This window comes from Streptomyces sp. NPDC026589, assembly GCF_040638385.1.
In the GTDB taxonomy this organism is placed as follows: domain Bacteria; phylum Actinomycetota; class Actinomycetes; order Streptomycetales; family Streptomycetaceae; genus Streptomyces.
In genome coordinates, this window is sequence record NZ_JBEZYG010000024.1 from 1 (window position 1) to 25,434 (window position 25,434).

Annotated in this window: 24 protein-coding genes and 1 pseudogene; 12 read left to right on the forward strand and 13 right to left on the reverse strand. The window is 69.8% G+C overall.

From position 1 onward, the window contains the following. Positions 1-451 precede the first annotated feature (451 nt). The 3 genes from AB0F29_RS32050 to AB0F29_RS32060 all read right to left on the reverse strand — a co-directional run bounded on the left by AB0F29_RS32050 (position 452) and on the right by AB0F29_RS32060 (position 4,839). Positions 452-2,260, reverse strand: coding sequence for an ATP-binding protein (locus tag AB0F29_RS32050; RefSeq protein ID WP_361879495.1), 1,809 nt, complete (start codon positions 2,258-2,260; stop codon positions 452-454). A 376-nt stretch (positions 2,261-2,636) separates the two neighbouring features. Next, positions 2,637-3,245, reverse strand: a complete 609-nt coding sequence (locus AB0F29_RS32055; RefSeq protein ID WP_361879497.1) for a hypothetical protein — start codon at positions 3,243-3,245, stop codon at positions 2,637-2,639. Positions 3,246-3,474: 229 nt separating this feature from the next. After that, a complete protein-coding gene (locus tag AB0F29_RS32060; RefSeq protein WP_361879500.1) occupies positions 3,475-4,839 on the reverse strand; it encodes an MFS transporter in 1,365 nt (454 codons plus the stop codon). A 461-nt stretch (positions 4,840-5,300) separates the two neighbouring features. Between AB0F29_RS32060 and AB0F29_RS32065 the strand changes: the two genes are divergently transcribed. Then, the gene (locus AB0F29_RS32065; RefSeq protein WP_361879503.1) at positions 5,301-6,134 is read left to right on the forward strand and encodes a M23 family metallopeptidase; all 834 of its coding nucleotides are present in this window, start codon (positions 5,301-5,303) and stop codon (positions 6,132-6,134) included. Positions 6,135-6,149: 15 nt separating this feature from the next. On the opposite strand, the gene AB0F29_RS32070 is transcribed toward AB0F29_RS32065, so the two are convergent. Continuing rightward, the gene (locus AB0F29_RS32070; RefSeq protein WP_361879506.1) at positions 6,150-6,671 is read right to left on the reverse strand and encodes a hypothetical protein; all 522 of its coding nucleotides are present in this window, start codon (positions 6,669-6,671) and stop codon (positions 6,150-6,152) included. 43 nt (positions 6,672-6,714) lie between these two features. Then, entirely contained in the window at positions 6,715-7,137 is a 423-nt protein-coding gene (locus AB0F29_RS32075) for an ATP-binding protein (RefSeq protein WP_361879509.1), read from the reverse strand. Between the two features lie 196 nt (positions 7,138-7,333). On the opposite strand from AB0F29_RS32075, the gene AB0F29_RS32080 reads away from it, so the two are divergent. Both AB0F29_RS32080 and AB0F29_RS32085 read left to right on the forward strand, forming a co-directional pair. Next, the gene (locus tag AB0F29_RS32080) at positions 7,334-8,188 is read left to right on the forward strand and encodes a helix-turn-helix transcriptional regulator (protein ID WP_361879512.1); all 855 of its coding nucleotides are present in this window, start codon (positions 7,334-7,336) and stop codon (positions 8,186-8,188) included. Then, the gene (locus AB0F29_RS32085; RefSeq protein WP_361879515.1) at positions 8,185-8,409 is read left to right on the forward strand and encodes a DUF397 domain-containing protein; all 225 of its coding nucleotides are present in this window, start codon (positions 8,185-8,187) and stop codon (positions 8,407-8,409) included. The genes AB0F29_RS32080 and AB0F29_RS32085 overlap by 4 nt, the downstream gene beginning before the upstream one ends. Before the next feature lie 29 nt (positions 8,410-8,438). On the opposite strand, the gene AB0F29_RS32090 is transcribed toward AB0F29_RS32085, so the two are convergent. The 6 genes and pseudogenes from AB0F29_RS32090 to AB0F29_RS32115 all read right to left on the reverse strand — a co-directional run bounded on the left by AB0F29_RS32090 (position 8,439) and on the right by AB0F29_RS32115 (position 12,256). Next, the gene (locus tag AB0F29_RS32090; protein WP_361879518.1) at positions 8,439-8,822 is read right to left on the reverse strand and encodes a DUF6087 family protein; all 384 of its coding nucleotides are present in this window, start codon (positions 8,820-8,822) and stop codon (positions 8,439-8,441) included. 36 nt (positions 8,823-8,858) lie between these two features. Continuing rightward, the gene (locus AB0F29_RS32095; RefSeq protein WP_361879521.1) at positions 8,859-10,043 is read right to left on the reverse strand and encodes an MFS transporter; all 1,185 of its coding nucleotides are present in this window, start codon (positions 10,041-10,043) and stop codon (positions 8,859-8,861) included. Further along, positions 10,040-10,327 (reverse strand): hypothetical protein, encoded by a 288-nt coding sequence (locus AB0F29_RS32100; protein WP_361879524.1) that lies wholly within the window; start codon positions 10,325-10,327, stop codon positions 10,040-10,042. Before AB0F29_RS32100 ends, AB0F29_RS32095 begins: the two co-directional genes overlap by 4 nt. Before the next feature lie 390 nt (positions 10,328-10,717). After that, positions 10,718-10,873: pseudogene (locus AB0F29_RS32105) on the reverse strand (type II toxin-antitoxin system VapB family antitoxin); the annotation flags it as partial. 13 nt (positions 10,874-10,886) lie between these two features. After that, positions 10,887-11,747 (reverse strand): aldo/keto reductase, encoded by an 861-nt coding sequence (locus AB0F29_RS32110; protein WP_361879527.1) that lies wholly within the window; start codon positions 11,745-11,747, stop codon positions 10,887-10,889. A gap of 77 nt (positions 11,748-11,824) precedes the next feature. Next, a complete protein-coding gene (locus AB0F29_RS32115; RefSeq protein ID WP_361879530.1) occupies positions 11,825-12,256 on the reverse strand; it encodes a VOC family protein in 432 nt (143 codons plus the stop codon). A 248-nt stretch (positions 12,257-12,504) separates the two neighbouring features. On the opposite strand from AB0F29_RS32115, the gene AB0F29_RS32120 reads away from it, so the two are divergent. From AB0F29_RS32120 to AB0F29_RS32150, 7 genes are all read left to right on the forward strand, one after another. Next, positions 12,505-13,449 carry a TIGR03619 family F420-dependent LLM class oxidoreductase gene (locus AB0F29_RS32120; protein ID WP_361879533.1) on the forward strand — a complete coding sequence of 315 codons (945 nt, stop codon included), beginning with the start codon at positions 12,505-12,507 and terminating at the stop codon, positions 13,447-13,449. Between the two features lie 11 nt (positions 13,450-13,460). Next, positions 13,461-14,258: an SDR family NAD(P)-dependent oxidoreductase gene (locus AB0F29_RS32125; protein WP_361879536.1), complete on the forward strand. Its 798-nt coding sequence runs from the start codon at positions 13,461-13,463 to the stop codon at positions 14,256-14,258. 109 nt (positions 14,259-14,367) lie between these two features. Further along, entirely contained in the window at positions 14,368-15,492 is a 1,125-nt protein-coding gene (locus AB0F29_RS32130) for an LLM class flavin-dependent oxidoreductase (protein ID WP_361879539.1), read from the forward strand. Positions 15,493-15,801: 309 nt separating this feature from the next. Then, positions 15,802-17,541, forward strand: coding sequence for a D-aminoacylase (locus AB0F29_RS32135; protein ID WP_361879542.1), 1,740 nt, complete (start codon positions 15,802-15,804; stop codon positions 17,539-17,541). After that, a complete protein-coding gene (locus AB0F29_RS32140; protein ID WP_361879545.1) occupies positions 17,538-19,004 on the forward strand; it encodes an aldehyde dehydrogenase family protein in 1,467 nt (488 codons plus the stop codon). Before AB0F29_RS32135 ends, AB0F29_RS32140 begins: the two co-directional genes overlap by 4 nt. A 227-nt stretch (positions 19,005-19,231) precedes the next feature. After that, positions 19,232-20,818 carry an APC family permease gene (locus tag AB0F29_RS32145; protein ID WP_361879548.1) on the forward strand — a complete coding sequence of 529 codons (1,587 nt, stop codon included), beginning with the start codon at positions 19,232-19,234 and terminating at the stop codon, positions 20,816-20,818. 36 nt (positions 20,819-20,854) lie between these two features. Continuing rightward, positions 20,855-21,220, forward strand: coding sequence for a DUF6463 family protein (locus AB0F29_RS32150; protein ID WP_361879551.1), 366 nt, complete (start codon positions 20,855-20,857; stop codon positions 21,218-21,220). A 59-nt stretch (positions 21,221-21,279) separates the two neighbouring features. On the opposite strand, the gene AB0F29_RS32155 is transcribed toward AB0F29_RS32150, so the two are convergent. Next, positions 21,280-22,008, reverse strand: a complete 729-nt coding sequence (locus AB0F29_RS32155; protein WP_361879553.1) for a siderophore-interacting protein — start codon at positions 22,006-22,008, stop codon at positions 21,280-21,282. A 164-nt stretch (positions 22,009-22,172) separates the two neighbouring features. After that, on the reverse strand, positions 22,173-22,649 hold the full coding sequence (locus AB0F29_RS32160) for a sel1 repeat family protein (protein WP_361879556.1): 477 nt from the start codon (positions 22,647-22,649) through the stop codon (positions 22,173-22,175). A gap of 120 nt (positions 22,650-22,769) precedes the next feature. On the opposite strand from AB0F29_RS32160, the gene AB0F29_RS32165 reads away from it, so the two are divergent. Both AB0F29_RS32165 and AB0F29_RS32170 read left to right on the forward strand, forming a co-directional pair. After that, a complete protein-coding gene (locus AB0F29_RS32165) occupies positions 22,770-23,615 on the forward strand; it encodes an LLM class F420-dependent oxidoreductase (protein ID WP_361879559.1) in 846 nt (281 codons plus the stop codon). A 246-nt stretch (positions 23,616-23,861) separates the two neighbouring features. Further along, positions 23,862-25,346, forward strand: a complete 1,485-nt coding sequence (locus AB0F29_RS32170) for a penicillin-binding protein 2 (protein ID WP_361879562.1) — start codon at positions 23,862-23,864, stop codon at positions 25,344-25,346. Positions 25,347-25,434: the final 88 nt, after the last annotated feature.

Genomic DNA, 25,434 nt, shown 5'->3' on the forward strand with positions numbered 1-25,434 from the left:
CGTGGACGAGTCGTCGGGCTCCGACTTCTGGTCCACCGCCGCGAGCAACACCCTCGGCGCACTGTTCCTGGCCGCCGCCAGCCACCGGCGGCCGACAACATTCTCCCGCAGGGCGCTGCACTCAGCCCGGCACTGTTGCACCCGTCATCAAGGCGAAGAACATTCCGCCAACGACGCCTTCATAGGAACCAGCAATCACTTGGCGACCAGCAACCTTCAGGGAAGTCACCATAGCCATCCCCCTCTCGCGCGTAGCCTGAGACCTTTCGTCACAGTCGGAGCGAGCAATGCGACGGCAGCCAAGTGCTACGAGTGCACACAGTCCCGAACCCAGCAGTGCTGGGCTCAGTGCAGAGCCGCGCCAGTATTGCATAACCGCCCGCCCGGTCTCGACTGCTCTTACGCCCGGACGTAAGAGTCTGTGCTTGTGCACTGCTGCGCGTGGGCGTGGTCATACTCGCCGCGCCTGCCAGCGTGCATTACGCGCCCGAGGCTTACCTACCAACACCACAAGATTCTTCTCGCGAAGAGCTTGCAGTGCCCCCCGTACTTGGACGGCATCGAAGCCCGTCTTCGATTCGATCTCGTGCCTTTGTAGATCTCCCTCGGAGAGGGATGCGAGGACCGCTCTCTGGAGATCGGTCAAATTCGGACGGCGGGCGTGGTCGGCTGGCTCCGCCTCGATCTCCTTAGCCTCTGCGGGCGCAGCCAGGACCACTGTTCCTTCGGCTAGGCTGCCAAACAAATCTTCCTCGGGGTCTGGGTGGTGCCCGGCCCCGAGCGCGTAAAAAGCAGAGCCCCGATTGCCGAACTGCTCAGCGATCCCCCTGTCGACGAGATCCTTTAGATCTCGGCTGGCAGCCCTGCTGTCGTGGACTCCGGTCGCGGCTCTGTATGAGCTGTTCGTTATCGTTTGGCCGTTGCGCATCATTACAAGCGCAGTCATCTGAGGTCTGGATAGTGGGCCTGCGCCCAGACTCCCCAGCCAGGCGAGTGCGTCATCATCGATCAAAGTGTGGTTAGGAAATTCTGCCATGAAGAAGGAGATATCGTCGATGAATCGAGGAGGCTCCATGCCTGCCTCAGTCAGCGAAATGCGAATCCGAGCAATTCCGCTACCTCGATTTTCGCAGACCATCCTGTTGTCGCTGTAGGGGGTATCTTCCAGGATCTTCAGCAGCGATTTGTTGCGTGAGGAGGAAACAGTTTCCGTGCCCAGGCTGTTTACCTCCACGGGGCCGTAGAGTCCACCTGGATTCCGGATCATAAGCCTATCCGGGTACATCTCTACCTGCACTTGCATGCCCCGGGAGAACTCGGAGTAGTCTCTGTGCACCAGCGCATTTACCAAGGCTTCGCGCAAGACTTCTTCCGGATACTCCCACTCGTCTGTGCGGTATAGTCCGGAAACGATACTTCGGCGTTTCATGTTGCGTTTGAGAATGCGAATGCATTCGCTCACCATCTGTGGGATGGGTCCGTCGATCGAACGGTTCTCCGTAAAGCGTTCACCTGATGGCCCTAGAACGCCGGCCTCAGGCGTTGGGTAGGCGACGAAGGTGATATCGAGCTGGGGCTCGAATTGCTGAGGGTAGAGCCCGAACGCAAGAAGCCCGGCCAGGGATGGAACCAACGTGTCCTCATGCTTAACAAGGACATTGAGCATTCGCAATGCTTCTTCGTCGCTGATCCTGGTGAAGATCTGAGATTTCGTTTCCCGTACACGACGCAAAAATCCACGAACTGTTTCTTCGTTGAGGTCGGCTAGTGTGGCTTCTGTAATTGGGCGTAGGTCCTGCCGTTGCTCACTGCGGTTTGAGAGGAGGACGGATACCTCATAATCCGTTAGCTTGCGGTCGCCATCGCTTACGCGGAGCCGGGATCCCGCCCAAGGGCCTCGATCCTTTTTGTGGCATGGGCGCTGGTCTCTCGGCGTAGGAGGGATCTGGCAGAGGATCACGTGGTGGCCGTCAATCTCTACGGTGGCCATCTCGGCGCGTACCGGCGGCTCCATCTCGCTGCATACTGCAGCGAGATGTGCCTCGATCTTTGAGGGCTCATTCACGCCGACAACAGTGAAGTTGGATTTTTCGTCTACGCCAAGGATGATTAGCCCGCCTTGCGCGTTCGCAAAAGCGCTCACGGTTTCCCACATAGAGGTCGGCAGGCCACCCTGCGAGCGCTTGACCTCGCAAGTGAAGTGATCCCCGCCGAAGCGGCGAAGCTTCGCTAGCAAGTCATGCAGCTCGTTCTCTGTCACTGACCCACCTCCTGGTTTGTGTGGTGGCCAAGGGTAGCCTCATGCAGGTCTCGCAACCCACATGAGGCTGTATTGACACTCATGAGGCTCGCATGTGCTCGCGCGACCTGCATGAGGTGAGGTTCGTAGAGATCGGCCAACACCCACCTCAGCTCTTCATCCCGGCCGCCCCGACCCACGAACGCTCGGCTCTCCCTGGGGAAGCGGTCGGGACGGGAGCCCCGATCAGCCACATGGACCGGCCACTCAAGAGTCGCCCTGGCCGTGAGGGATCGCAGCCGTTGATGTCAGGAGTGGATGTCAAAGGCCAGCTAGGAACGTTCCTAGCTGGCCTTTTCGTTCGGGGTACACCCGTGCATGGCTTCGGCGAGGGTAGTCAGGCCGCCCGGAGGACGTCACAGGAGCAGTGGCGGAATTGCAGGCCGAGCTCCCGGTCCACGGCCGCGCTCGAACGTGTGGCTGCGTCGGAGACCTTCTCCCAGGAGCCGTACTTCAGGTAGAGCTGGTCCGCCGTCGGGCCGAGCGGGTTCCCGTACTTCTTCTGGTTGCGCGCCTCCAGCTCCGCGACCTGCTCAGGGGTCATGCCGGCGCGGACGACGTCCTTGGCGTCATTGCGCATCTGGACCAGGGCGCGGGCGATGTCCTCCTCCGAGCGCCCCTCGGCGCGCATGGCGCACTCCGTGCGCTCCATGTCCTCAAGAAGGTCGTGATAGCGCATCCGCTGATCGCGGGCGACCTCGCGCTCCTGCGGCGTCTCGCTCCGGATCAGGCATACGACCGGTTCCGGACTGGTGCAGTCACCGTGATCCGGGGGCGCCTGCGAGACGGGCGCGACGATGACGGAACCGCACCCGGCGGACGACGCGCACGGGTGCGCGGTGAGCGTGGCGGCAGAGGCGGACTGAAGGGGAAGGAAGACGACTTGGGCGACCAGCAGCGTGGGAACCACACGGCGGGCCAGCGAACGCAAATTGTTCCGTGACATGCGCTCATGGTTCGGCACACCATCACGAGAGCGGTGCACGGCGAGGCCGTACCACCCCTGCGGGCGGCCGACTCCACTCGGCCGGGTGAAGTCCGCCGGGTGCAGCGGGAGCGAGCCCGGCGGCGCGCAAGACGGACCTTCGCGTCCTGCCGCCCAGCTCGGCCCGGCCCCACCCCGCGGGGCCGCGCCGCCCCGACAGCCGGGACGGCGCGACCAGGCAGGGTTCAGCTCACCCGGCCTGCTCCCGCAGGTCAGCCCCGGCCGCCGGAGCGGGCAGGGGCGCGGGCATGCGCCAGGCCACGACCGCACCCGTCACGAGCCCCACGCCCGCGAGCAGCGTCGCCACCACGAACGGGTCGAAGGAGTGCAAGGTGGGCGCGAAGCCGACGCCGACGCAGACCGCCACCCCGGCCGCGCCGCCCAGCTGGTCGGCGGCGCGCTGCACGCCCGAGGCGATTCCGGCGTCGTCCTCGGTGACGCCGGTGACCGCCACGTACTGGAGCCCGACGATGCCGAACCCCATGCCGGCCGAGATCAGCAGCATGGCCGGGACCAGTGCCGCCCCGCCCGCGGAGGAGACCGAGACGAGCGCGATCGCGGCCATCGCCGCCGCCGTGAACCCCATGCCGGCGAGCACGCACGCGCGAGCGCCCCAGTGGGCCAGCAGACGGGGCACCAGCATGGAGAACACGATCAGCGAGACCGCCAGGGGCAGCATCGTCAGCCCCGCGCCCAGCGGACCCACGCCCAGCCGGTCCTGAAGATAGAACGTGAACAACAGGAACGACGTCGACAGGGCCCCGCTCAGCAGCATCGTGGCCAGGTTGGCCGCGACCCGGGTGCGGTGGGCGAAGAAGCGCAGCGGCACCAGCGGGTTGCGCGAGCGCGCCTCGACCCGAACGAACCCGATCCCGGCCGCCACCGCCCCGGCCAGCGCCGCCGGGACCACCCACGGGGACGTTCCGGGCTCACCGGCCTCGACCACGCCGAACGTGAACAGCAGCGGGCAGGCGGTCAGCAGCAGCGCGCCGGGAAGGTCCAGCGCCCGCCGGTCCTCGGCCACCGGTCGGTCGCCGTCGACCAGGAAGACGGCCGCCAGCAGGACGACCAGGATGAACGGGACCGAGATCAGGAAGATCCACCGCCACCCCAGGTGAGCGGTGATGACGCCGGACAACACGAACCCGAGCACGAGCCCGCAGCTGGCCACCGCCGCCCACACGCTCAGGGCCCGCGACCGGCGCGGCCCCTCGGGGAACATCAGGATGATGGTGGCCATCGCGGCGGGCAGCGCGACGGCCTCCCCGGCGCCCTGCAACAGGCGCATGACCACCAGCAGGCCGAACGTGGGGGCCAGGCCCGCCAGCAGCGACGCGACGCCGAACAGGCCGGTGCCCAGCACCAGCACGCGCCGGCGCCCGAGCAGGTCGCCCAGCCGGCCGCCGAGCATCAGCATCCCGCCACCGGTGACCGTGTAGCCGACCACGACCCAGGTGAGGGAGTGCCCGTCGACGCCGAAGTCGGCGCCGATCGAGGGCAGGGCGATGTTGACCACGGTCACGTCGACCGCGATGAAGAACTGCAACATGGACATCGCGCACAGCACCAGCCATGCGCGCACGGGGGACGGGGACGGGCCGTGCCCGCGTGAGGACCCGCGTGAAGAGAGGATGCCTGAGAACATCAGGTGCTCCGTAGCTCAGAAGTGGCTCCGAGCAGCACGAAGAGGCCGCCGGGATCGATCACGAAGCGGCTGGACGCCCTGGAAGATGTGTGAGCAGACGCCCCGCCGCTAGCGGAGGGCCTTGGTCACTGCGGCGCAAGCGGCCGCGCACGAAGCTGCAGACATGTCATCGACGGTACCAGGAAGGGCCGGGGCGGCGCGTGAGAGCAGCCCCCGGGAGCTCCGGAAGTACCCGCGAGGTCTGTCCCTCCGCCGGAAGTTGCGGCACCCTGGTCTCCGATCAACTCGCGTAGACAGACAGGCACTTCGCGCCCCGAGCTCCGCACCTCGCACCCCACTGCCCGGTTGTCGACCCGGAGGTTTCCCCGCCCATGCGCTCGACCCGTACCAGTCTGCTTGCCCTGCTGGCGCTCCTCGGAGGCCTGCTCACGGTCACCGCCACCGCCGGCCCGGCCGCGGCCGCCCCCAACTTCAAGGCCCCTTACGGCTGCGGCCAGCAATGGACGTACAGCCATCACTCCGCCGAGGTCAGACAGGCTCTCGACTTCGTCCGCTCGGACGGCGGGGCCACCGCCGGCTCCCCGGTCCTCGCCTCGGCGGCCGGAACCGCCTACCGCTACTCCCAGCCGAGCGGTGCGGGCAACTACATCGCGATCGAGCACGGCGGCGGCTGGAAGACGTACTACTTCCACCTCGCCGCGTTCTCCGTCGCCAACGGGGCCCAGGTCGCCCAGGGCCGGCAGATCGGCACCACCGGCTCCACCGGGAACAGCTCCGGCGCCCACATCCACTACGAGCAGCTGTACAACGGCGTCGGCCAGAACATCGTGATCAACGGCCAGTCGCTCGCTCCGTATCCCGGCTCGTACTACAACAAGTACCTGACCAGTGACAACGGTTGCGGTGGCGGCGGAGGCGGAAAGTACTGGGTCGACACCTTCGCCAACGCCACCGGCTACGCCGCCGCGAACACGGCCGACGCCCAGGGTGTCCTGAACGCCGGCACGAACTACGTTTACTGCAAGGTGTGGGGAGCGCGGGTCGGCACGGCCACCCAGTTCAACCACTGGTGGCTGCGCACCGACCTGGACACGGTGTACGCGGGCAAGAACGGCCGCAACGCGTACGTCTCCGCGTATTACCTATCCCGCTGGGGCAACGACGAGGCCCGCGACAACAACGGGGCGGTGATCCCGAACTGTTGAGTGGACGGCCGCTCTTCAGAACCGCAGCGCGCTGATGAGGCGTCGCGCGGTCCGGGCGTCGATCGCGCCGAGCTCCAAGGTGTCAGGGGCATCCTCCCGTACGGAGACAGGGAGGGCGCCCCCGCCTGTGGCCTCCGGGAAGGCCTGGCCCAGCATCGCCCGTACGGTGTCGTGGTCCGGCCGTTCCATCGTCGGCCGCACCGCGCCCAGCAGCCGGGCCAGCCGTGCCGCGTCGTCGACGTGGATGGTACCGAGGGTGATGCGCCCCTGCCGGACCCGCAGCCCGGGGAGGCCGATCCGGTGCGCCTCGCAGATCTCCCGCAGGGAACGGGCGGCTTTGAGGGTGCGCTTGGTTCCGGTGCGGATCAGGCGGGCCAACTGCCGTGCGTCGGCGGGATCGAGGGTGCCGATGCGTACGCGGCCCGGCGCTTCCGCTTCGTGCTCCTCGGCGGCCCCCACGTTCAGCCCGGCCTCGCGGAGCGCGGCGCGCAGCTCGGCTACGGGAGAGGGCGGCGTGGGCGTGTACGTGTCGTTCATCCGTGGCTCCTGAGTGCTTCTCGGACGGTAGGAGGGGAGGGCGTCACGCGGCGTGGGCCGGGGGTGTGGCGCGGATGTCGGCCCAGACGTCCTTGCCGTCCCGCCGCATCACCGTGCCGCACTGCGCCGCGAGCGCGGCGATCAGGAGGACGCCGCGCCCGCTCTCCTCGCTCCACTCGGGTTCGCGACGCTCAGGCGGCTGGGTGTCGGAGTCGCTGACGGTGACCCGGACGCCGTCCGGCCTGCGCCGCAGGGTGATGGTGCAGAGCGGTGATCCGGTGTGCCGCATGACGTTGGTCAGCAGCTCGTGGGCGCAGAGCGTGGCGGCGTCGCTCAGGTCGCGCAGGTCCCAGAGGTCGAGGTGCGCGCTGACGATGCGCCGCATGATCGCGAGCGTCTCGGGGCGGGCGACGAGTTCCTGGCGGTAGTCGGGCGGGTCGGGTTCGGTGGCGGGGGTGACGACCATCGGTTCCTCCAGAACGAAGTGAGTGATGCGCCCCGTTGATCGACAGTTCGTGATCGGTCGGGTGCTTTCGGTAATGGAGAGGATGGTGTCGCGTGAAGCATCGCTTAGGCAAGTATTCCTCCGTGACTTCATTCGGGAGGGTGCAAATTTCCGAAGTGTGTTGTGCCTGCGGGAGCTTGGCCTCCAAGATGACGCCATGGCTCAGAGCGACATGCCCACGATGCGGAGCCGCCGACTCGGCGGTGAACTGCGACAGCTCCGACTGAACGCCGGTCTCAAGGTCCAGGACGCGGCAGAGGCCCTGGAGTGCGGGCAGCCGAAGATCAGCCAGATCGAGAACGGCAAGCGAGGCATCCGCCCGCTCGACCTGACGACCCTCCTCAATCTCTACGGAGTGGAGGATGGGCGGCAGCGAGCCAGCCTGAAGCGGCTGGCGAAGGAGATTCACAAGGTCGACTGGTGGAGCGGGCAGGGGCCCTTCCTCCACGACGTCCTGAAGGACTACCTGATGCTGGAGGCGGACTCGCAAGCGGTCCGCACGTTCGAACCGATGGTCATTCCGGGGTTGCTCCAGACCGAGGCGTACATGCGCCACCTGTACGAGGTCGCATCACCGGCCGACCAGGTGGAGTCCCTCGCCGAGACCCGCATGAAACGCAAGGAGTTGCTCGGCGACAGGCTCGGCTTCAGGCTCCGAGCCGTGATCGACGCCCCCGCACTGCACCGCATCGGCGGTGGGCCGGACCTGATTGCCGGGCAGCTGGCCCACCTGCTGGAAGCTGGTTCGTCGTCGAATGTCAGCATCCAGGTGTTGCCGCTGAATTCCGCCCTGCCGATGGAGCAGTACGCCCCGTTCACCGTCTTCGGGCTGCAGGCCGATCCGCCGGTGGAAGTGGTGTGGTTGGAGCACATCACCGGTGGTACGTTGCTGGAGCAGCGGCCCGATGTGCAGGCGTACATCAAGGCGTGGGACGAATTGACCGCTGCCGCTCTGTCGCCCACCGCATCCCGGCAGTACATTCGCGACCTCATCGAGGACACCAGATCATGATCGAGGAATCGGCTCCCCGAGTTTCGGAGACCGAGCTTGAACGTGCACGCTGGCACAAGAGCACGTACAGCGGGTCGAACAACGGCTGCGTCGAACACGCCGTTTTGGCCTCCGGTCGCCACGCAGTCCGCGACACGAAGGACCGCGCCCTCGGCGCGCACACTTTCACCCCCGCCCAGTGGCAGGCCTTCGTCGCCGCCGTGCAGAACAGGGCTCTCTAAAGAGGGCAGCGGGCCGGGACACCCCCGGATCATTCCCCCGGCCGGGGCTCACGGTGCCTGCCCCGGCCGGCCCTCAGTGGCTGGGGCCGTGGGGCTGTCACGGTCGGCGGTTCTGCTGCACGCGGGTGCAGGAGCCGCTGGGCCTCGGCGAGGTTGGCCGCAGGCCCGTGCGGCCCCCAGGCGTACCCGTTCCACCGCTGGATGGCGCGGGGCGCGTCCGGGGCGAGGTGGGATCCCTTGGGGCCATCGCCGGTCACGAGCGGCACGGCCGCTGGTTCGGGCAGCACTTGCAGATCTTGAGGCCCATGGATGTTCACGAGAAGTCTCAGCGGTTCGGGGACTTCGAGGAGGGCCGTCTGCTCGGTCTCGTCCGAGCTCCGGTCCCAGCGGAGCTTCGCGTCCCCTACGGGCACGGAACAGCCGTGCAGTGGAGCTGTTCGAGACCTCGGTCATGTTGCGCTCTCGCAGGCGGCTGTCCGTGCCGGTTCCGATGCCTGACGTGCCGGAGTGCGGGTCGCGATCCAGCTGGTGAGCGCCACGGCAAGAACAGCAGGAGCGAGCGCCCAGGCCGCGAGGTCGGCCGGGCCGGTGCCCGCGGTGAGCAACGCGCCGCCAAGGGCGGCCCCGACGGCGGAGCCCAGGTACATCGCGGCCATCTGGAACGCGATGATGGGCATAGCCCGCGCGGGCCGTTGCGCGGTGAGGGTCTGCTGCAGCGTCGGGACGCTCGCCCAGCCGGCCGCGCCCCAGACCGCAGCCGAGATCAGCCACACGATCGGCGAAGAGGAAAGCCACGCCGCGGCGAAGCTCAGCGCCAGCAGGGCGGGAAGAGCGACCAGCAGCGTCTTGGGGCCGTAGCGGTCGAGCGGCTTGCCGATCAGCGCGGAGCCGGTGACGCCGCCGATGCCCCAGGCCCAGACCAGGGCGAAGCCCAGGCTCCCGAGGCCTCGGTCCTCGGCCATGGGCAGCAGGTAGGTGTAAAGGCCCAGGCTCGCGACGCCCAGGAGGAAGGCGGCCACGATGCCGACGCTGGTCCGGCTCGATCTCAGCACCGTGAACGCGGACCCGCCCGCCGCTGCGTCGAGACGTGGGAGCGTCTTCGCGCGGAAGGCCAGCGCCGCCATGCTGACCACGCCGATGAGCACGACCAGGGCCATGGTCCAGCGCCACCCGGCACTCCGGCCGATGATCATCCCGACCGGCACGCCCGCGACCGTCCCGGTGGAGAGCCCGAAGGTCACCAGGGACATGGCGCGGCCCCGTTCGTGGTCGGCGACCATCGCAGCGGCAGTGGCGGTCGCGACGGCTGTGAGGATGCCCGCGCCCACGCCGGCCACCACGCGCGAGGCGAGGAAGACCTCGATGCCCGGCGCGACCGTGGTGAGGAGGTTGCCGAGGTTGAACAGCCCGAGCGCGATGAGCAGAGCCCGTGCCGTGCTGCCGCGGGTAAGCCTTCCCGACAGCAGCGGTCCGGCGATCGCGTAGGCGGCGGTAAACGTCGTGACGCCCAGGCCGATCATCGAAACCGTGCTCGTCAGCGAGTCGGCGATCCGGGGAAGGACGCCCGCGAGCACGTACGCGTCGATCCCCAGCGAGACGGCGGCGACGGTCAGGGGCCACACCTTGCGGATCACGCGTCGGCCTCCCCGCAGTCGTCGTCGGCGTTCTCGTAGCCGGTGAGCACTGTGCCGAGCAGGCCCGGAAAGCGTGCTTCCAGGTCATCCTCGCGCAGCCGGATCATGCACTTGCGGCCCTCGGCGCGCACGGAGACCACGCCGGACTCGCGCAACAGGCTCGTGTGGTGGGTCAGGGTCGAGCGCGGCAGGTCGGGGCCGAGGTCGATGCTGTCGGTCTCGCCCTGCTCGGCGAGCATCCGCACCATGTTCAGCCGCAGCGGCTCGCTGAGGGCGAAGAGCACGCGCGGGATCGCGATCTCTCCAGTGTCTGGGTGATGGTAGATCCGCGGGGACATGAGCCACCCTCAATTGTTCGAAAATAGTCGCACAATAATTGTGCGGGAATCTTCGCACGATTGAGTTGAGGTGGGCAAGCCGAGGCGGGCAGATCGAGCTGCTGGAGGTCGCTCGCGCATGTCAACGCGGACTGTCCTGGCCTGGTTTCATGCAGAAATGACCGGGTGGGCACCCGCTGCCAGAGGCGGCGGATGCCCACCCGATACCGCGGTCCGGGCGCGCCGGAACACCCCGTCAGGCATGGGGCACCAGGTGTACAGGGCCAGACGCTCTCGGAGCTCTGGCGCGGGAGGTGCGGGCGAGCGCCGATGTGTCGACGAGGTTGTCGGCGACGCTCACGCCGCGGGGCCCCCTCGATACCGGCGCTTGTCGAGGAGAACGTCCATGTCCAGTCCGCCCTCCTGAACGATGTCCTGCGGCTCGTGCAGGGCGCGCAGACGGCGGTGGCGCTGGACGACCTCGCGCAGCGCGGTGTTGATCGTCTCGCGCTTCTGGCGGTTGTGGTTACGTACCCTCTCCGACCTTGTCCAGCCGCGCCCGCAGCTCCGGCGTGAGCACGATGTCCTTCGCCGCCGTGTTCTCCTCCAGGTGGGCGATGCTGGTCGTGCCCGGGATCGGGAGTATCACCGGGGAGTGGTCCAGCAGCCAGGCAAGGCAGACCTGGGTGGCCGTGACGCCCAGTTCGGCGGCCACCGCTGCCACCTCCGCGTGGTCGCCCGCCTTGCCCCAGGCCACCGGGCGCCACGGCAGGAAGGCGATGTCCGCCGCCTCGCACGCCGCCAGGACCGGCTCGTGTTCGCGCTCGGTCAGGTTGTAGCCGTTCTGCACGCTCGCGATGTCGACGATCTCCCTGGCCTCCGCCAGCTCGGCGGCCGTTACCTCGGAGAGGCCGATCCGGCCCACCTTGCCCGCATCGCGCAGGTCCCGCAGGGCGCCGAGCTGGTCGGCGAGCGGGGTCTCCGGGTCGATGCGGTGGAGCTGGAGCAGCTCGATCCGGTCGACGCGGAGCCGGCGCAGGGCATGGTCCACCTGCGTGCGCAGGGACTCCGGGCGGCCGTCCGCGGCCCAGCCGTCCCCCTCGGCGGAGTGGACGACGCCGACCTTCGTCGTGATCAGGAGGTCGTCCGGGTAGGGATGGAGCGCCTCCGCCAGCAGCTCCTCGTTGGCCCCGAACCCGTACAGGTGGGCCGTGTCGATCAGGGTGATCCCCAGCTCGACGGCCCGGCGGGCCACGGCGATGGCCGCCTTGCGGTCCTCTGGCTGTTTGGTGGTCAGGCGCATCGCACCGAATCCCAGCCGCTCCACGGTCAGGTCTCCGCCGATGCGGAAGGTCGTCGTCGATGGCGTGTTCGGTGCGCTCGGCATGTTCGGCATGTTCCTGGAATCCCCTTGTTCGGATGGTCTCGACAACGTAACCGCCCGTGCCGTGCGGAAGGAGGGATTCAGGGTGTTCCCGGGCCCTGGAGGAGCTGGAGGTAGTTGCCCACCGGGTCCACGATCGTGGAGAAGTACCAGCCGCCCCCGGTGTCCTCGACCGGCCGCACCCAGGTCACCCCGAGCGTGTTGAGGTGCTTCTCGGCCGCCCGGATGTCGCGCACGGTGAGGTTGATCAGCTGTCGGCCCGGTTCGGCGGCCTTGTCCGCCACGTCGTCCCGTTCGTCGAACCCGATGATCGCCCCGGGGCCGACGATCAGGAAGTGCTCCGCCCAGCGGGCGCCCAGGGGTTCCAGTGCGGCGCGGTACCAGGCGATCAGGGCGGCGGAGTCGGTGCTGCCGATGATGACGCCGAGGCCTGTGATGCCCCCGGTGCCTGTGCCGGTGCCGGTGCCGGTGCTGTCGGTGGTGCCGCTGCTGTCGTCGGTGGAAGCCGTCATGGTCGTTCTCCTTGCTCTGTCGATCGTGCGTGCCGCGTGCCGGTGCCATGTGTCTACCGGGCCGCCGCAGGCCGGTCTGTCTGTCCTGCCTAACATTCCTGACCGCCGGCGGCCGTGAAACTCATCGGCACCCGCCTCCGACGCGCCCCGATGCACCCCCACCTCTTGTCTGATGAACCGTCAGGTATGACTATGGCGGCCGTCGCCCGGGGCGGGTTCCTTCCGGGCCGGAGGGGAAGGAGGCCGCCGTGCCGATACTGCCCGGCGGGCCGCTGCCGTACGGGATGCAGCTGCCGGTCCAGTCGCAGAGCGTCATCTACGCGGAACCCTGGGAGGCGGCGGCGACCCCCGCCGATCTCGTCCGCGTGGCCCGCGCCGCCGATCACGGTGGTTTCGCCTACATCGCCGGCTGCGATCACGTCGCCATCCCGCGGCGGCTGGCGGACGGCATGAGCGCCGTCTGGTACGACCCCGTCGCCACGCTCGCCTTTCTCGCCGGGGTCACCGGGCGCGTGCTGCTCATGAGCCATGTCGCCGTCGTCGGGCTGCGCCACCCGCTCGTCACCGCCAAGCAGTACGCCACCCTCGACCACCTCAGCGGCGGCCGGCTCATCCTCGGGGTCGGGGCCGGGCACGTACGGGAGGAGTTCGAGGCGGTCGGGGCGGACTTCGACGGGCGCGGGGGCCTGCTGGACGAGTCGATCGACGCGCTGCGGGCCGCGCTCGGGCCCGAGGAGTACCCGGAGTTCGCGGGGGAGCGGTTCTCGTTCAGTGGGCTCGGGCAGCTGCCCCGGCCGGTTCAGGAACGGGTGCCGATCTGGGTGGGCGGCTCCTCGCCGGCCGCCACCCGCCGGGCCGCCGTGCGCGGGGACGGGTGGCTGCCGCAGGGTGATGCCCGGGACCGGCTGCCCGCGCAGATCGCCCGGGTGCACTCCCTGCGGGAGGAGGCGGGGGTCGAGGCGCCGATCGTCGTCGGTGCGATCACCGAGCCGCTGTACGTGGGTGAGCCCGGGTGGTCCGTGGGGCGGCGGACGCTCACAGGGGAGCCGGAGGTTCTCGCGGAGTCGCTGCGGGAGTACGCGGCGATCGGCGTGCACCAGATCCAGGTGCGCTTCCGGAGCCGGAGCGTGGACGAACTGACCGATCAGATGGCGGCGTTCGGTGCGGACGTGGCCCCTCACCTCGGTACGTGAAGGAGACGGACATGGGCAAGCTGGACGGGCGGGTCGTCCTGGTCACCGGGGCGGCGCGCGGGCAGGGCGAGCAGGAGGCACGGCTCTTCGCGGCCGAGGGCGCGCGGGTCGTCGTCGCCGATGTGCTGGTCGAGCAAGGGGAGGCGTTGTCAAAGGAGTTGGGGGAGGAGTTCGGTGAGGGCGTCGCCCGGTTCGTGAAACTGGACGTCGGGAGCGAGGAGGACTGGGCCGCAGGCGTGGCCGCGGCCAAGGACGCCTTCGGGAAGATCGACGGGCTCGTCAACAACGCGGGCATCCTGCGCTTCAACGAGCTGGTCAACACCCCGCTGTCCGAGTTCGAGCAGGTGGTGCGGGTCAATATGACGGGCGCGTTCCTCGGGATACGCGCCGTCGCACCCGAGATCGAGGCCGCGGGCGGCGGGACGATCGTCAACACGTCCTCGTACACCGGTCTGACCGGCATGCCCCTGGTCGGCGCGTACGCCGCGACCAAGCACGCGGTGCTGGGGCTGACCAAGGTCGCCGCCATGGAGCTGGCGGGCAAGGGCATCCGGGTCAACGCCGTCTGCCCGGGGGCCGTCGACACCGCGATGAGCAACCCGGCGCTGCTGGACGCGGACGCCGACCTGCCGGCGTCGAGCGCGGCCCTGGACGCGTACTACCGCAAGCTCGTGCCGATGGGGCGGATCGGCCGGCCCGAGGAGGTCGCCGCGCTGGTCCTGTTCCTGACCGGTCCGGACTCCTCGTACGTCACCGGGCAGCCGTTCGTCGTGGACGGGGGGTGGCTGGCGGGGGTCAGCCCGTTCTGACGAAGCGTCAGCTATTGACGGGTCGCGGTGGCGGTGGAACAGTCGGTCGCATCACAATCTGACGGTGCGTCAGAAAAGCTGTCGGAAAACTTGAGGACGGTGAACCTCCGTGGAATTCGGGCTCTTTGTTCAGGGGTACGTGCCCGCCGCGCGTGCCAAGGTGGACCCCGAGGCAGAGCACAAGGCGCTGATCGAGGAGACCGAGTACGTCATCCAGGCGGACAAGTCCGGCTTCAAGTACGCCTGGGCCTCCGAGCACCACTTCCTGGAGGAGTACTCGCACCTCTCGGCCAACGACGTGTACCTCGGCTATCTCGCACACGCCACCGAGCGCATCCACCTCGGCTCCGGCATCTTCAACCCGCTCGCCCCCGTCAACCATCCGGTGAAGGTCGCCGAGAAGGTCGCGATGCTCGACCATCTCTCGGAGGGACGCTTCGAGTTCGGCACCGGGCGGGGTGCGGGCAGCCACGAGATCCTCGGGTTCATGCCGGGCATCACCGACATGAACCACACGAAGGAGCTGTGGGAGGAGACGATCGCCGAGTTCCCCAAGATGTGGCTCCAGGACGAGTACGTCGGCTTCCAGGGCAAGCACTGGTCCCTGCCGCCGCGCAAGATCCTGCCGAAGCCGTACGGGAAGTCCCACCCGGCCATGTGGTACGCGGCCGGGTCGCCCTCCTCGTACGCCATGGCGGGCAAGAAGGGGCTCGGCGTGCTGGGCTTCAGCGTGCAGAAGGTCTCCGACATGGAGTGGGTCGTCGAGTCCTACAAGAACGCGGTCAAGGACGCCGAGCCGGTGGGCGCGTTCGTCAACGACAACGTGATGGTGACCTCCACCGCGATCTGCGCCGAGACGCACGCCAAGGCCGTGGAGATCGCGGTCGGCGGTGGGCTCAACTACCTCCAGTCGCTGCTGTTCCGCTACCACGACACGTTCCCCCGGCCGGAGGGGATTCCGGAGTGGCCGCAGCTGCTGCCGGAGTACACCGAGGAGATCGTCGAGCTGCTCATCGCGGAGGAGCTGATGATCTGCGGGGACCCTGACGAGGTGCTGAAGCAGTGCCGGCGGTGGGATCGGGCGGGGGCGGACCAGTTGAGCTTCGGGCTGCCGATCGGGATCAGTCCCGAGGACACGATGAACACGATCCGGTTGATCGGGGAGCACGTGATTCCGCGGATCGATACGGATCCGGTGCATCGGACCTCGCGGTTCCGGGCCGCCACGGATTGAGGCCCACGTCGGGGCTCCGCCCCGAACCCCGCTCCTCAAGCGCCGGAGGGGCTGGAAAGACTCGCCTCAAACGCCGGCGGGGCTGGGTTTCGCCTGCCCCGGGCTTGACCGGCCAGGAGCCGGACGACCAAGCCTCTCCGGCGATTGAGGAGCGGGGGTGTGGGGGCGGGGCCCCCGCCGACAAGCCGGGCGGCGTCTTCCCGGACCGTCGCCCTGATGAGCCGGGGTGCGTACCGCGGCCGAAAGCGTGCGCACCCCGGCTGTCCCACGCACCCGGGCCGGAGAAGGAACCCCGAGAAGGGAACCGTCATGCTCGACCACCTCATCCGCCGTGCGACCGTCGTGGACGGCACCGGCGGGCCCGCGTACACCGCCGACGTCGGTATCCGGGGCGGCCGGATCGCCGTCGTCGCCGAGCCGGGGACGATCACCGAAGAGGCCGTCACCAGCGAGGACGCCGACGGGCTCGTCCTCGCCCCCGGCTTCGTCGACCCGCACACCCACTACGACGCCCAGCTCTTCTGGGACCCCTACGCCACCCCCTCCATGAACCACGGCGTCACCACCGTCGCGGGTGGCAACTGCGGGTTCACCCTCGCCCCGCTCCACCCCGACCGGCCCGAGGACGCCGACTACACCCGGCGGATGATGTCGAGGGTCGAAGGCATGGCGCTCGCCGCGCTGGAGGAAGGCGTCGACTGGAGCTGGTCCACCTTCCGCGAGTACCTCGACGCCCTCGAAGGGCGCATCGCCGTCAACGCCGGGTTCATGGTCGGGCACTGCGCCCTGCGCCGGCACGTCATGGGCGCGGACGCGGTCGGCGGGCAGCCCACGCCCGCGCAGCTGGACGCCATGCTCGCCCTGTTCCACGACGCGATGGACGCGGGAGCCTGGGGGCTCTCCACCACCCAGTCCTCCACCCACTCCGACGGCGACGGCGAGCCCGTCGCCTCCCGGCACGCCCGGCCCGAGGAGCTGCTCGCCCTGTCCCGAGCGGTCGGCGAGCACGAGGGGACGCAGCTGGAGGCGATCGTCGCCGGCTGCCTGGACCAGTTCTCCGACGAGGAGATCGACCTCTTCGTCGACATGACCGCCGCCGCCGGGCGCCCGCTCAACTGGAACGTCCTCACCATCGACGCCGCCGTCCCCGAACGCGTACCGCGCCAGCTGGTCCCCAGCGAACGTGCCCGCCGCGCCGGCGGGCGGATCGTCGCCCTCACCATGCCGATCCTCACCCCGATGAACATGTCGCTCGGCACCTTCTGCGCCCTCAACCTCATCCCCGGCTGGGGCGAGATCCTCGCCCTCCCCGTTCCCGAGCGCATCGAACGCCTCCGGGACGCCGGTACCCGCGCCGAGATGCTGCGCCGCGCCGACAGCAAGGAGGCCGGGGTCTTCCGCCGGCTCGCCAACTTCGGCCGGTACGTCATCGGGGACACCTACAGCGCCGCGAACGAGGGGCTCAGCGGGCGCGTCGTCAACGACATCGCCGCCGAGCGCGGTCAGGACGCCTTCCACTGCCTGGTCGAGATCTGCGCCGCCGACGACCTGCGTACGGTTCTGTGGCCGATGCCCACCGACAACGACCCGGACTCCTGGGCGCTGCGGCAGCGGACCTGGGAGCACGAGGACGTCCTGCTCGGCGGCTCCGACGCGGGCGCGCACCTGGACCGGATGTGCGGGGCCCCGTACACCACGCGCTTCCTCGGCGACTGTCTGCGGGGGCGCAAGCTCGTCCCGCTCACCGCCGCCGTCAAGATGCTCACCGACGACCCGGCGCGGCTCTTCGGGCTGCGTGAGCGCGGGCGGATCGAGGAGGGCTTCCACGCCGACCTCGTCCTCTTCGACCCCGAGCGGATCGACGCCGGGCCCGCCACCCTCGTCCACGACCTGCCCGGGGACAGCCCGCGCCTGGACTCCAAGGCCATCGGGATCGTCTCCGTACGCGTCAACGGGGTCGAGACCCTGCGCGACGACAAGGTGACGGGGGCGGTGCCGGGGACGGTGCTGCGCTCGGGCCGCGACACCCGGACGGTGAGTACGGCGTGAGCGGCAGCGGCCCCGGCAAGCTCTTCATCGGCGGGGAGTGGACCGAGCCCGCCGCCGGGCACTACGAGGTCATCGACCCGTCCACCGAGCAGGTCGTCGGCCTCGCGCCCGAGGCGAGCCGCGCCCAGGTGTACGAGGCCGCCGCGGCGGCGCGCGATGCCTTCGGGCCCTGGTCGCGGACCCGGCCCGAGGAGCGTGCCGCGATCCTCGACCGGGCCGCCGACCTCGTCCAGCGGGACTTCGCCGCCCACGCCGAGGTCGCGCGGGCGGAGAGCGGCGCCACCGCCTCCACCGCCCGGGGGATGCAGGTGGGGGTGGGCATCGCCCGCTTCCGGCGGTACGCGCGAGGGGCCCTGGAGCCCGTCGAGGAGGCCGTCGCACCCCAGATCAACGAGGCCGGGCCGATGGGGCGGGCCGGGGTCTTCGGGGCGCTGGCCGTCCGCCAGCCGGTCGGCGTGGTCACGTGCGTCACCTCGTACAACAACCCCTGGGCCAACCCGGCGGGCAAGATCGCGCCCGCGCTCGCGATGGGCAACACGGTCGTGGTGAAGCCCGCCCCGCAGGACCCGCTCTCCGTCTACCGGATGGCCGCCGCCCTCGCGGAGGCGGGTGTTCCGCCGGGCGTCGTGAACGTCGTCACCGGGTCGGGCGCGGAGGCCGGGGAGGCCGCGGTCGACGCCCCGGAGGTCGACATGGTCAGCTTCACCGGGTCCACCGCCGTGGGGCAGCGCATCGCGGAGGTGTGCGGGCGCGGGATGAAGCGGCAGCTGATGGAGCTGGGCGGCAAGGGGGCGGCGCTCGTCCTCGACGACGCCGACGTGGACGTGGCCGTCGCGGGCATCGGCACGACGTTCTCGTTCTACAGCGGACAGATCTGTACGGCTCCGACCCGCGTCCTGGTCCACCGGTCCCGGCAGGACGAGCTGATCGCCGCGCTCACCGCGTACGCGAACCGGCTCACCGTCGGCGACCCCCGCGACCGGGCCACCGTCGTGGGCCCGGTCATCTCCGCGGCCCACCGCGACCGGGTCGAGGCGTACGTGGAGCTGGGCCGGAAGGAGGGCGCGCGGGTCGTCACGGGCGGCGTCCGGCCCGGCCACCTGGACCGGGGCTTCTACGTGGCGCCCACGCTGCTGGCCGACTGCACCCCGGACATGCGGGTGGTCCGCGAGGAGATCTTCGGGCCGGTCGTGGTGGTCGTCCCCTTCGACGACGAGGAGGAGGCCGTCGCCCTGGCCAACGACAGTGACTACGGCCTCATCGACTACGTGTGGTCCGGGGACGTGGCCCGCGCCTTCCGGATCGCCCGCCGGCTGCGCGCGGGCGGGGTCGGCGTCAACACGGTCGGGCGGAACATGGAGGCCCCGTTCGGCGGGTTCAAGAAGAGCGGGGTGGGGCGGGACGTGGGCTCGTACGCGCTGCACGCCTACAGCGAGACACAGGCGATCGTCTGGCCCGGCTGAGGGCGCCTCCACGGGGCACGGGAAAATTTTGAATCAGCGCAAAGCGGACAGTGCTGCGATTACCGTACGTCCTCACGCCCGACTGCTCGGCATGTATTGCAAGGCTTCGCGGGGATGCAACCTTGAATTCATGAAGAGATCTGGGGGAGTTGGCTGATATATCCAAGGGTGAGACGTTGGAGTCTCACGCTCCGGATGTGGATATCGCAGCGCATAGCGTCCTCCTCATGACTCAGCTGGACGCGCGGCCAGGGGCCGGAGACACGGTACGGGGAAGTGCCCCGGCCGACGGTGGTGACGGCCGCGGTGGCGTGCGGGGCAAGGGGCTCGGCGGGAACTCCGTCGGCCTCATGGGCAGCGCCGTCATCGGCGTCTCCACCGTCGCCCCCGTCTACTGCCTGACCTCCACCCTCGGCTCCACCGCCGGAGAGGTCGGCGTGCAGATGCCCGCCGTCTTCCTGGCCGGGTTCCTGCCGATGCTGCTCGTGGCCTTCGCCTACCGGGAGCTGAACCGGGCGATGCCGGACTGCGGCACCTCCTTCACCTGGACGGTGAAGGCGTTCGGCCCCCGCGTCGGCTGGATGTGCGGCTGGGGGCTGGTGATCGCGACGATCATCGTGCTGTCCAACCTGGCGGGCGTCGCCACCTCGTACTTCTGGCTGCTCGCGGGGGAGATCACCGGCAGCGCGTCGGTCGCCGCCCTGGACGACAGCAAGCCGGTCCACATCCTCACCTGTCTGGTCCTCATCGCCGTCGCCACCGCCATCAGCTACCGGGGCATGACCGCCACCAAGGGCATCCAGTACGCCCTGGTCGGGCTCCAGTTGGCCGTCCTCGCCGTGTTCGTGACGATGGCTCTGAGCAAGGCGGGCAGCGGCGGGCCGGACTTCGCCTCCTCGCTCGACTTCTCCTGGTCCTGGCTGAACCCCTTCGCCGTCCAGTCCTTCGCGGCTTTCACCGCAGGGCTGTCCCTCTCGATCTTCATGTTCTGGGGCTGGGACGCCTGCCTGACCGCCAACGAGGAGACCACCGGCAGCGAGAAGACCCCCGGCCGCGCCGCCCTCATCGCGATGGTCGTCCTGGTCGGCTCCTACCTCGCCACCGGCATCGCCGCGCAGATGGCCGTCGGCTCCGGCACCTCCGGGCTCGGCCTCGCCAACCCGGACACCTCCGACAACGTCTTCGCCGCCCTCGCGGGGCCGGTGATGGGCCCCGGCCTCGGCGTCCTGCTCTTCCTCGCGGTCCTCGCCTCGGCCGCCGCCAGCCTCCAGACCACGTTCATCCCGGTCGCCCGCACGGTCCTCGCGATGTCCGCGTACGAGGCGATGCCGGCCTCGTACGCCAAGGTCCACCCCCGGTTCAAGACCCCCGGCCGGGCGACGGTCACGGCGGGCATCGGCACCGGCGTCTTCTACGCCGTGATGACCCTGGTCAGCGAGCACGTCCTGGTCGACACCATCTACGCGCTCGGCCTCATGATCTGCTTCTACTACGCGCTGACCGCCTTCGCCTGCGCCTGGTACTTCCGCGCCGAACTGACCCGCTCCGCCCGGGACCTGGTCTTCAAGGGCCTCTTCCCGCTGCTCGGCGGCACCCTGCTCGCCGCCGTCTTCGCCAAGACCCTCTACGACATGTGGGACCCGGCGTACGGCTCCGGGTCCTCGGTGTTCGGCGTCGGATCGGTGTTCGTCATCGGGGTGGGGCTGCTGCTCCTCGGCGTGGTGCTGATGGTCGCCATGGAGCGCCGCAGCCCGGCGTTCTTCCGGGGCGAGATCCTGACGAAGGAGACCCCGGCCCTCGTGGTCGAGGACTGATCCCGTCGGGCCGTGCGGGGCCCGTACGCTGAGGCCATGACGCGACGTTCGATGGGGCCCTGGCTCCAGGTGGTCGGTATCGCCCACGGCGCCATCGGCGCGGTGATCTACCGTGACGTGCTCGCCGAACTGGGGCGTGACGTGGTCGACTCCGTGCCCGACCGGGGCGACCGCGCCGCCGCCTTCTGGTTCATGGCCGCCGCCCCCACCCTGTGGCTGGGCGGCCGGCTGCTGCGCTCGGCGGAGGAGCACGACGACATCCCGGCCCAGCGCGCGGCGGGCATCGCCCTGGCCGCCGTCGGCGTGGTCGGCACGGTGGCCATGCCGAAGAGCGGGTTCCCGAGCCTGGTGGGGATCGGCGGCGTCCTGCTGCGCAGGTCGCTCCGGTCCGGGGGCGCGTAGGCGCGCGTGCGGCGGGTGCCGGAGCCCCCGGACCGCCCCGGCGCGGAAGCTGTCGGGCCCTACGGCCGCCAGTAACCCAGCGCGTTCACCCGGTCCTTGGGCAGGCCCAGCTCCTTGCGGAGGTACGCCGACAGGGTCCGGGTGGTCGCCGTGTCGCAGGCGACCCAGACGTACGCGTCCGTGGGGTCCTCGCCCAGCAGCTCCGGCAGGGCCGCCTTCACTTCGGAGACGAGATGCGCGCCCGCCTCCCGGCGCTCCACGTGGTGCAGGGTGTGGTGGGCCCCGTCGAGGCGGAACGGCAGCTTCCGGTCCTCCTCGTGCGCGGTCTCGAACCAGATCGTCGCCGGGGTCGACGGGACCGCGTCCAGGAGGGAGTTGATCGCCGGCAGCGCCGCCGCGTCACCGATCACGAAGAGCCGCGAGGGCGCCGGGCCGGGCAGGGTGAAGCCGGTGCCCTGGAGCGTGGCGTCGATCGTTTCGCCGACCCCGACGGTCTTCGCCCAGTCACAGGCGGGGCCCTGGTGCAGGGCGAACTCCAGACTGAACGTGCCCGTCTCCGGGTCGGGGTCGACCAGGGTGTAGGCGCGCTGATGGGGTTTGCCGTCCTTCTCGAACCACAGCCGTACCCACATCGTCGGGTGCGCCCCGCCCGTCGCGGCGAGCAGCCCGCCGTCGGTCACGTGCACCCGGCGGAAACGGTCCGTGACCTGTTCCGTGCCGGTCACGGTGAACGTGAAGTCACGCCCCCTGAACAGTTTGAGAACGACGCCTTCCCAGCCATGCCCCACGGTGTCTCCTGCCTCGCCCCGGCGCCGCGCGCCCGGCCCACTGCCCAAAAGGTCGCTTTAGGTTAGGCTAACCTAAATTTTGAGGGCTGGGGGGTGGCTGAAAACCACCGGATGCAGGGCGGACGACGGTACGTAGCGGACGCTTTCTGGACAGAACAGAACACCTAGGACGCCGGGCCCGCCCCGTCCGGGTGCAGCGCGCCGCCCGGCCGGAACAGCCGCTTGGCCACCGCGTGCCCGGCCTCCGCCGCCATCCGGAACCACGGCTCCGCCGCCGCCAGCCCCTCGCGGTGCTCGACCAGGCGGCCCAGCTCCCACATCGACTCCACGTCACCGGCCTTCACCGCCTGCCGCAGCAGCCGCTCGGCCGTGTCGGGGCGCCCCTCGGCCCGCGCGGTCAGGGCGAGCGCCCGCAGCCCCCGCACGGCACGGGCGTCCCCGGCCGCGGCCGCCGCCGCGAGCTTCGCCGGATCGACGGGGCGGCGCGAACGGCTCCGGAACAGCAGAAGGATCCCGAGCACCCACATGATCCAGCTCAGGCTGATCAGCGTGCCGTTGCCGGTGACGACCCCGGTCAGGCTCAGCGCGCCGCCCGCCGGCAACAGGAAGTACCCCAGCCCCGGCCCCAGTCCCGGCCCCATCGCAACTCCTCTCCGTCCGCTCCCGACGCACACGGACGACGGTCTCGGATTTCCTTGTCGTACGGCATACCTTGGCCCTTCGCACGTATGACGCGCTGACGGACGACGGAGGTGTTCTCGATGCGGATCTCCACAACGATCTTCCTCACCGACGAGACGGTGACCCCGGTCAGGCTCGCCTGCGAGCTGGAACAGCGGGGGTTCGGCGGGCTGTATCTGCCCGAGCACACGCACATCCCGGTGATCCGCAGCACGCCGTACCCGATGGGCGGGGAGCTGCCCCGGGAGTACGGCCGCACCCTGGACCCGTTCGTCGCCCTCGGCCAGGCCGCCGCCGTCACCGAGCGCCTCGCCCTGGGCACCGGCATCACCCTGGTCGCCCAGCACGACCCGATCGACCTGGCCAAACAGGCGGCCACCCTGGACCACCTCTCCGGCGGCCGGTTCACCCTCGGCGTCGGCTACGGCTGGAACGTCGAGGAGGCGGCCGACCACGGGGTCGAGTGGTCCACGCGCCGGGAGCTGGCGCGGGACCGGATGGCCCTGATGCGGGCCCTGTGGGCGGACGAGCCGACCGGGCACGAGGGCGCGTTCGGGTCGGTGCGGGCGAGCGAGGCGCACCCCAAGCCGGCCCAGCGGCCGCGCGGCCCGGTCAACGGCCCGCGCACCCTGATCGGCGGAGGGGCGGGCCCGAAGCTGTTCGCGCACATCGCGGAGTACGCGGACGGCTGGCTGCCCATCGGCGGCGGGGGCCTCACCGAGTCCCTGCCGAAGCTGCGGACGGCCTGGGAGGAGGCCGGGCGCGACCCGAAGGGCCTCCAGGTGGTGCCGTACGCGGTGCTGCCCGGCCCGGGAAAGCTCGCCCACTACGCGGAGCTGGGCATCGAGGAGGTCGTGCTCCAGCTGCCCCCGGCGGACGAGGCGGAGGTCCTGCGGACGCTGGACGACTACGCCGCGTATCTCTGACCGGCACGCGACTACGCCGCGTATCTCCGACGGCCGCGCGACTACGCCGCGTATCTCCGACGCCCCCGCGACTACGCCGGGTGCTTCCGGCGGTCACGCCGCGTGCCGCCGAGGAGGGGTGTCCGGGGCCGCCGGTGCAACCGGGCGCGCCCACAGGGCATCCTTGTTCATCGGGGAACGCATACGCGGGCCCGGTCGGCGGGCGCCCCGCCGTCCAGACCGGAGCCCGCCCGGGTGGGGAGTGGAATGAACAGGCCGTTGCGGCACATAGCCATCTTCTGCGGGCTGCTGGTGCTGGCCCTGCTGCTGCGGGCCAACTGGCTCCAGCACGTCGACCGCCAGGAGCTGGCCCAGCACGAGAACAACGCCCGCGTGCGGTTCGAACGGTTCGCCACCCCACGCGGCGACATCATCGTCGGCGGCAAGGCGATCACCGGATCGAAGGAGACCGAGAGCCGGGACTACGCGTTCCTCCGGACCAACAAGGACGGTGCGATGTACGCGCCCGTCACCGGATACGCCTCCCAGTCCCGGGGCACCTCGCTGCTGGAGCGGACCTACGACAGCGTCCTCAGCGGCCAGGACGACCGGTTCGCCTTCCGGCACGCCAAGGACATCCTGACGGGGCAGCCCCGGCGCGGCGGCGACGTGATCACCACGATCGACGCCAAGGCGCAGAAGGCGGCCTACAAGGGCCTCACCGACCTGGGCGCCCGGGGCGCGGTGGTCGCCCTGGACCCGCGCACCGGCAAGGTGCTGTCGCTGGTCTCCACGCCCTCGTACGACCCCGAGACCTTCGCCGGGATCTCGTTCAAGGAGAGCGACCGCTTCACGGCGCTGGAGAAGAAGAAGGGCAAGCCGCTGGCCAACCGCCCGCTGCGCGAGACCTACCCGCCCGGCTCCACCTTCAAGATCCTCACGGCCGCGGCGGCGCTGGAGCACGGCGTGGTCACGGACGTGGACGCCAAGACGGGCGCGGTCTCGCCGTATCCCCTCCCGCTCTCCACCAACAAGATCGGCAGCGAGGCGGGCGACGCGGTGTGCAACAAGGCGTCGATGAAGACCGCCATGCAGTACTCCTGCAACAACGTCTTCCTCGACGCGGCGTCCGAACTGGGCGAGGAGCGGATGCGGGAGACGGCGGAGAAGTTCGGCTTCAACGAGGACGTGTACGCGGAGGAGTTCGGCGACATGCTCGCCACGAAGAGCCTCTACCCGCAGAAGCTCGACAAGCCCGGCACGGCCCTCACCGGCATGGGCCAGGGCAGCCTCACCAGCACCCCGATGCAGATGGCGATGGTCACGGCGGCCCTCGCCAACGACGGCAAGCTGATGCAGCCCTACATCGTCGACGAGCTGCGCGGCCCGGACCTCTCCACGCTGGAGAAGAACGAGCCGATGGAGATGAGTCAGGCCGTCTCGTCCGAGACGGCGAAGAAGGTCCAGGAGATGATGGAGTACACCGCGAAGGAGGGCAGCGCCCAGCGCGCCCTGATCGACGGTGTGACGGTCGGCGGCAAGACGGGCACCGCCCAGCGCGGCGTGAACGTCCGCGACGAGGTCCCGTACGGCTGGTTCGTCAGCTACGGCAAGAAGGACGACGGGCGGTCGGTCGCGGTCGCCGTGTTCATCGACCCGACGGACATGGACATCTCCCGCTCCGACATCTCGGGCGGCCGGCTCGGCGCCCCGATCGCGAAGAGCGTGATGCAGGCGGTGCTGGGGGACTGAGACCCCCGGCCTCGCGTTCGGATCAGGCCGGACCGGGGACCGGCTCGGCGGCTCCGAATTGACATGTCGTCGGGTCGCTCAGCTGTGC

Coding starts and splice junctions, on each gene's coding strand:
- AB0F29_RS32145 (WP_361879548.1), top strand. CDS start 19,232: ATGACTCAGCTGGACGCGCGGCCAGGGGCCGGAGACACGGTACGGGGA.
- AB0F29_RS32125 (WP_361879536.1), top strand. CDS start 13,461: ATGGGCAAGCTGGACGGGCGGGTCGTCCTGGTCACCGGGGCGGCGCGC.
- AB0F29_RS32170 (WP_361879562.1), top strand. CDS start 23,862: ATGAACAGGCCGTTGCGGCACATAGCCATCTTCTGCGGGCTGCTGGTG.
- AB0F29_RS32065 (WP_361879503.1), top strand. CDS start 5,301: ATGCGCTCGACCCGTACCAGTCTGCTTGCCCTGCTGGCGCTCCTCGGA.
- AB0F29_RS32070 (WP_361879506.1), bottom strand. CDS start 6,671: ATGAACGACACGTACACGCCCACGCCGCCCTCTCCCGTAGCCGAGCTG.
- AB0F29_RS32060 (WP_361879500.1), bottom strand. CDS start 4,839: ATGTCCATGTTGCAGTTCTTCATCGCGGTCGACGTGACCGTGGTCAAC.
- AB0F29_RS32150 (WP_361879551.1), top strand. CDS start 20,855: ATGACGCGACGTTCGATGGGGCCCTGGCTCCAGGTGGTCGGTATCGCC.
- AB0F29_RS32055 (WP_361879497.1), bottom strand. CDS start 3,245: ATGTCACGGAACAATTTGCGTTCGCTGGCCCGCCGTGTGGTTCCCACG.
- AB0F29_RS32075 (WP_361879509.1), bottom strand. CDS start 7,137: ATGGTCGTCACCCCCGCCACCGAACCCGACCCGCCCGACTACCGCCAG.
- AB0F29_RS32165 (WP_361879559.1), top strand. CDS start 22,770: ATGCGGATCTCCACAACGATCTTCCTCACCGACGAGACGGTGACCCCG.
- AB0F29_RS32085 (WP_361879515.1), top strand. CDS start 8,185: ATGATCGAGGAATCGGCTCCCCGAGTTTCGGAGACCGAGCTTGAACGT.
- AB0F29_RS32160 (WP_361879556.1), bottom strand. CDS start 22,649: ATGGGGCCGGGACTGGGGCCGGGGCTGGGGTACTTCCTGTTGCCGGCG.
- AB0F29_RS32080 (WP_361879512.1), top strand. CDS start 7,334: ATGGCTCAGAGCGACATGCCCACGATGCGGAGCCGCCGACTCGGCGGT.
- AB0F29_RS32115 (WP_361879530.1), bottom strand. CDS start 12,256: ATGACGGCTTCCACCGACGACAGCAGCGGCACCACCGACAGCACCGGC.
- AB0F29_RS32110 (WP_361879527.1), bottom strand. CDS start 11,747: ATGCCGAGCGCACCGAACACGCCATCGACGACGACCTTCCGCATCGGC.
- AB0F29_RS32135 (WP_361879542.1), top strand. CDS start 15,802: ATGCTCGACCACCTCATCCGCCGTGCGACCGTCGTGGACGGCACCGGC.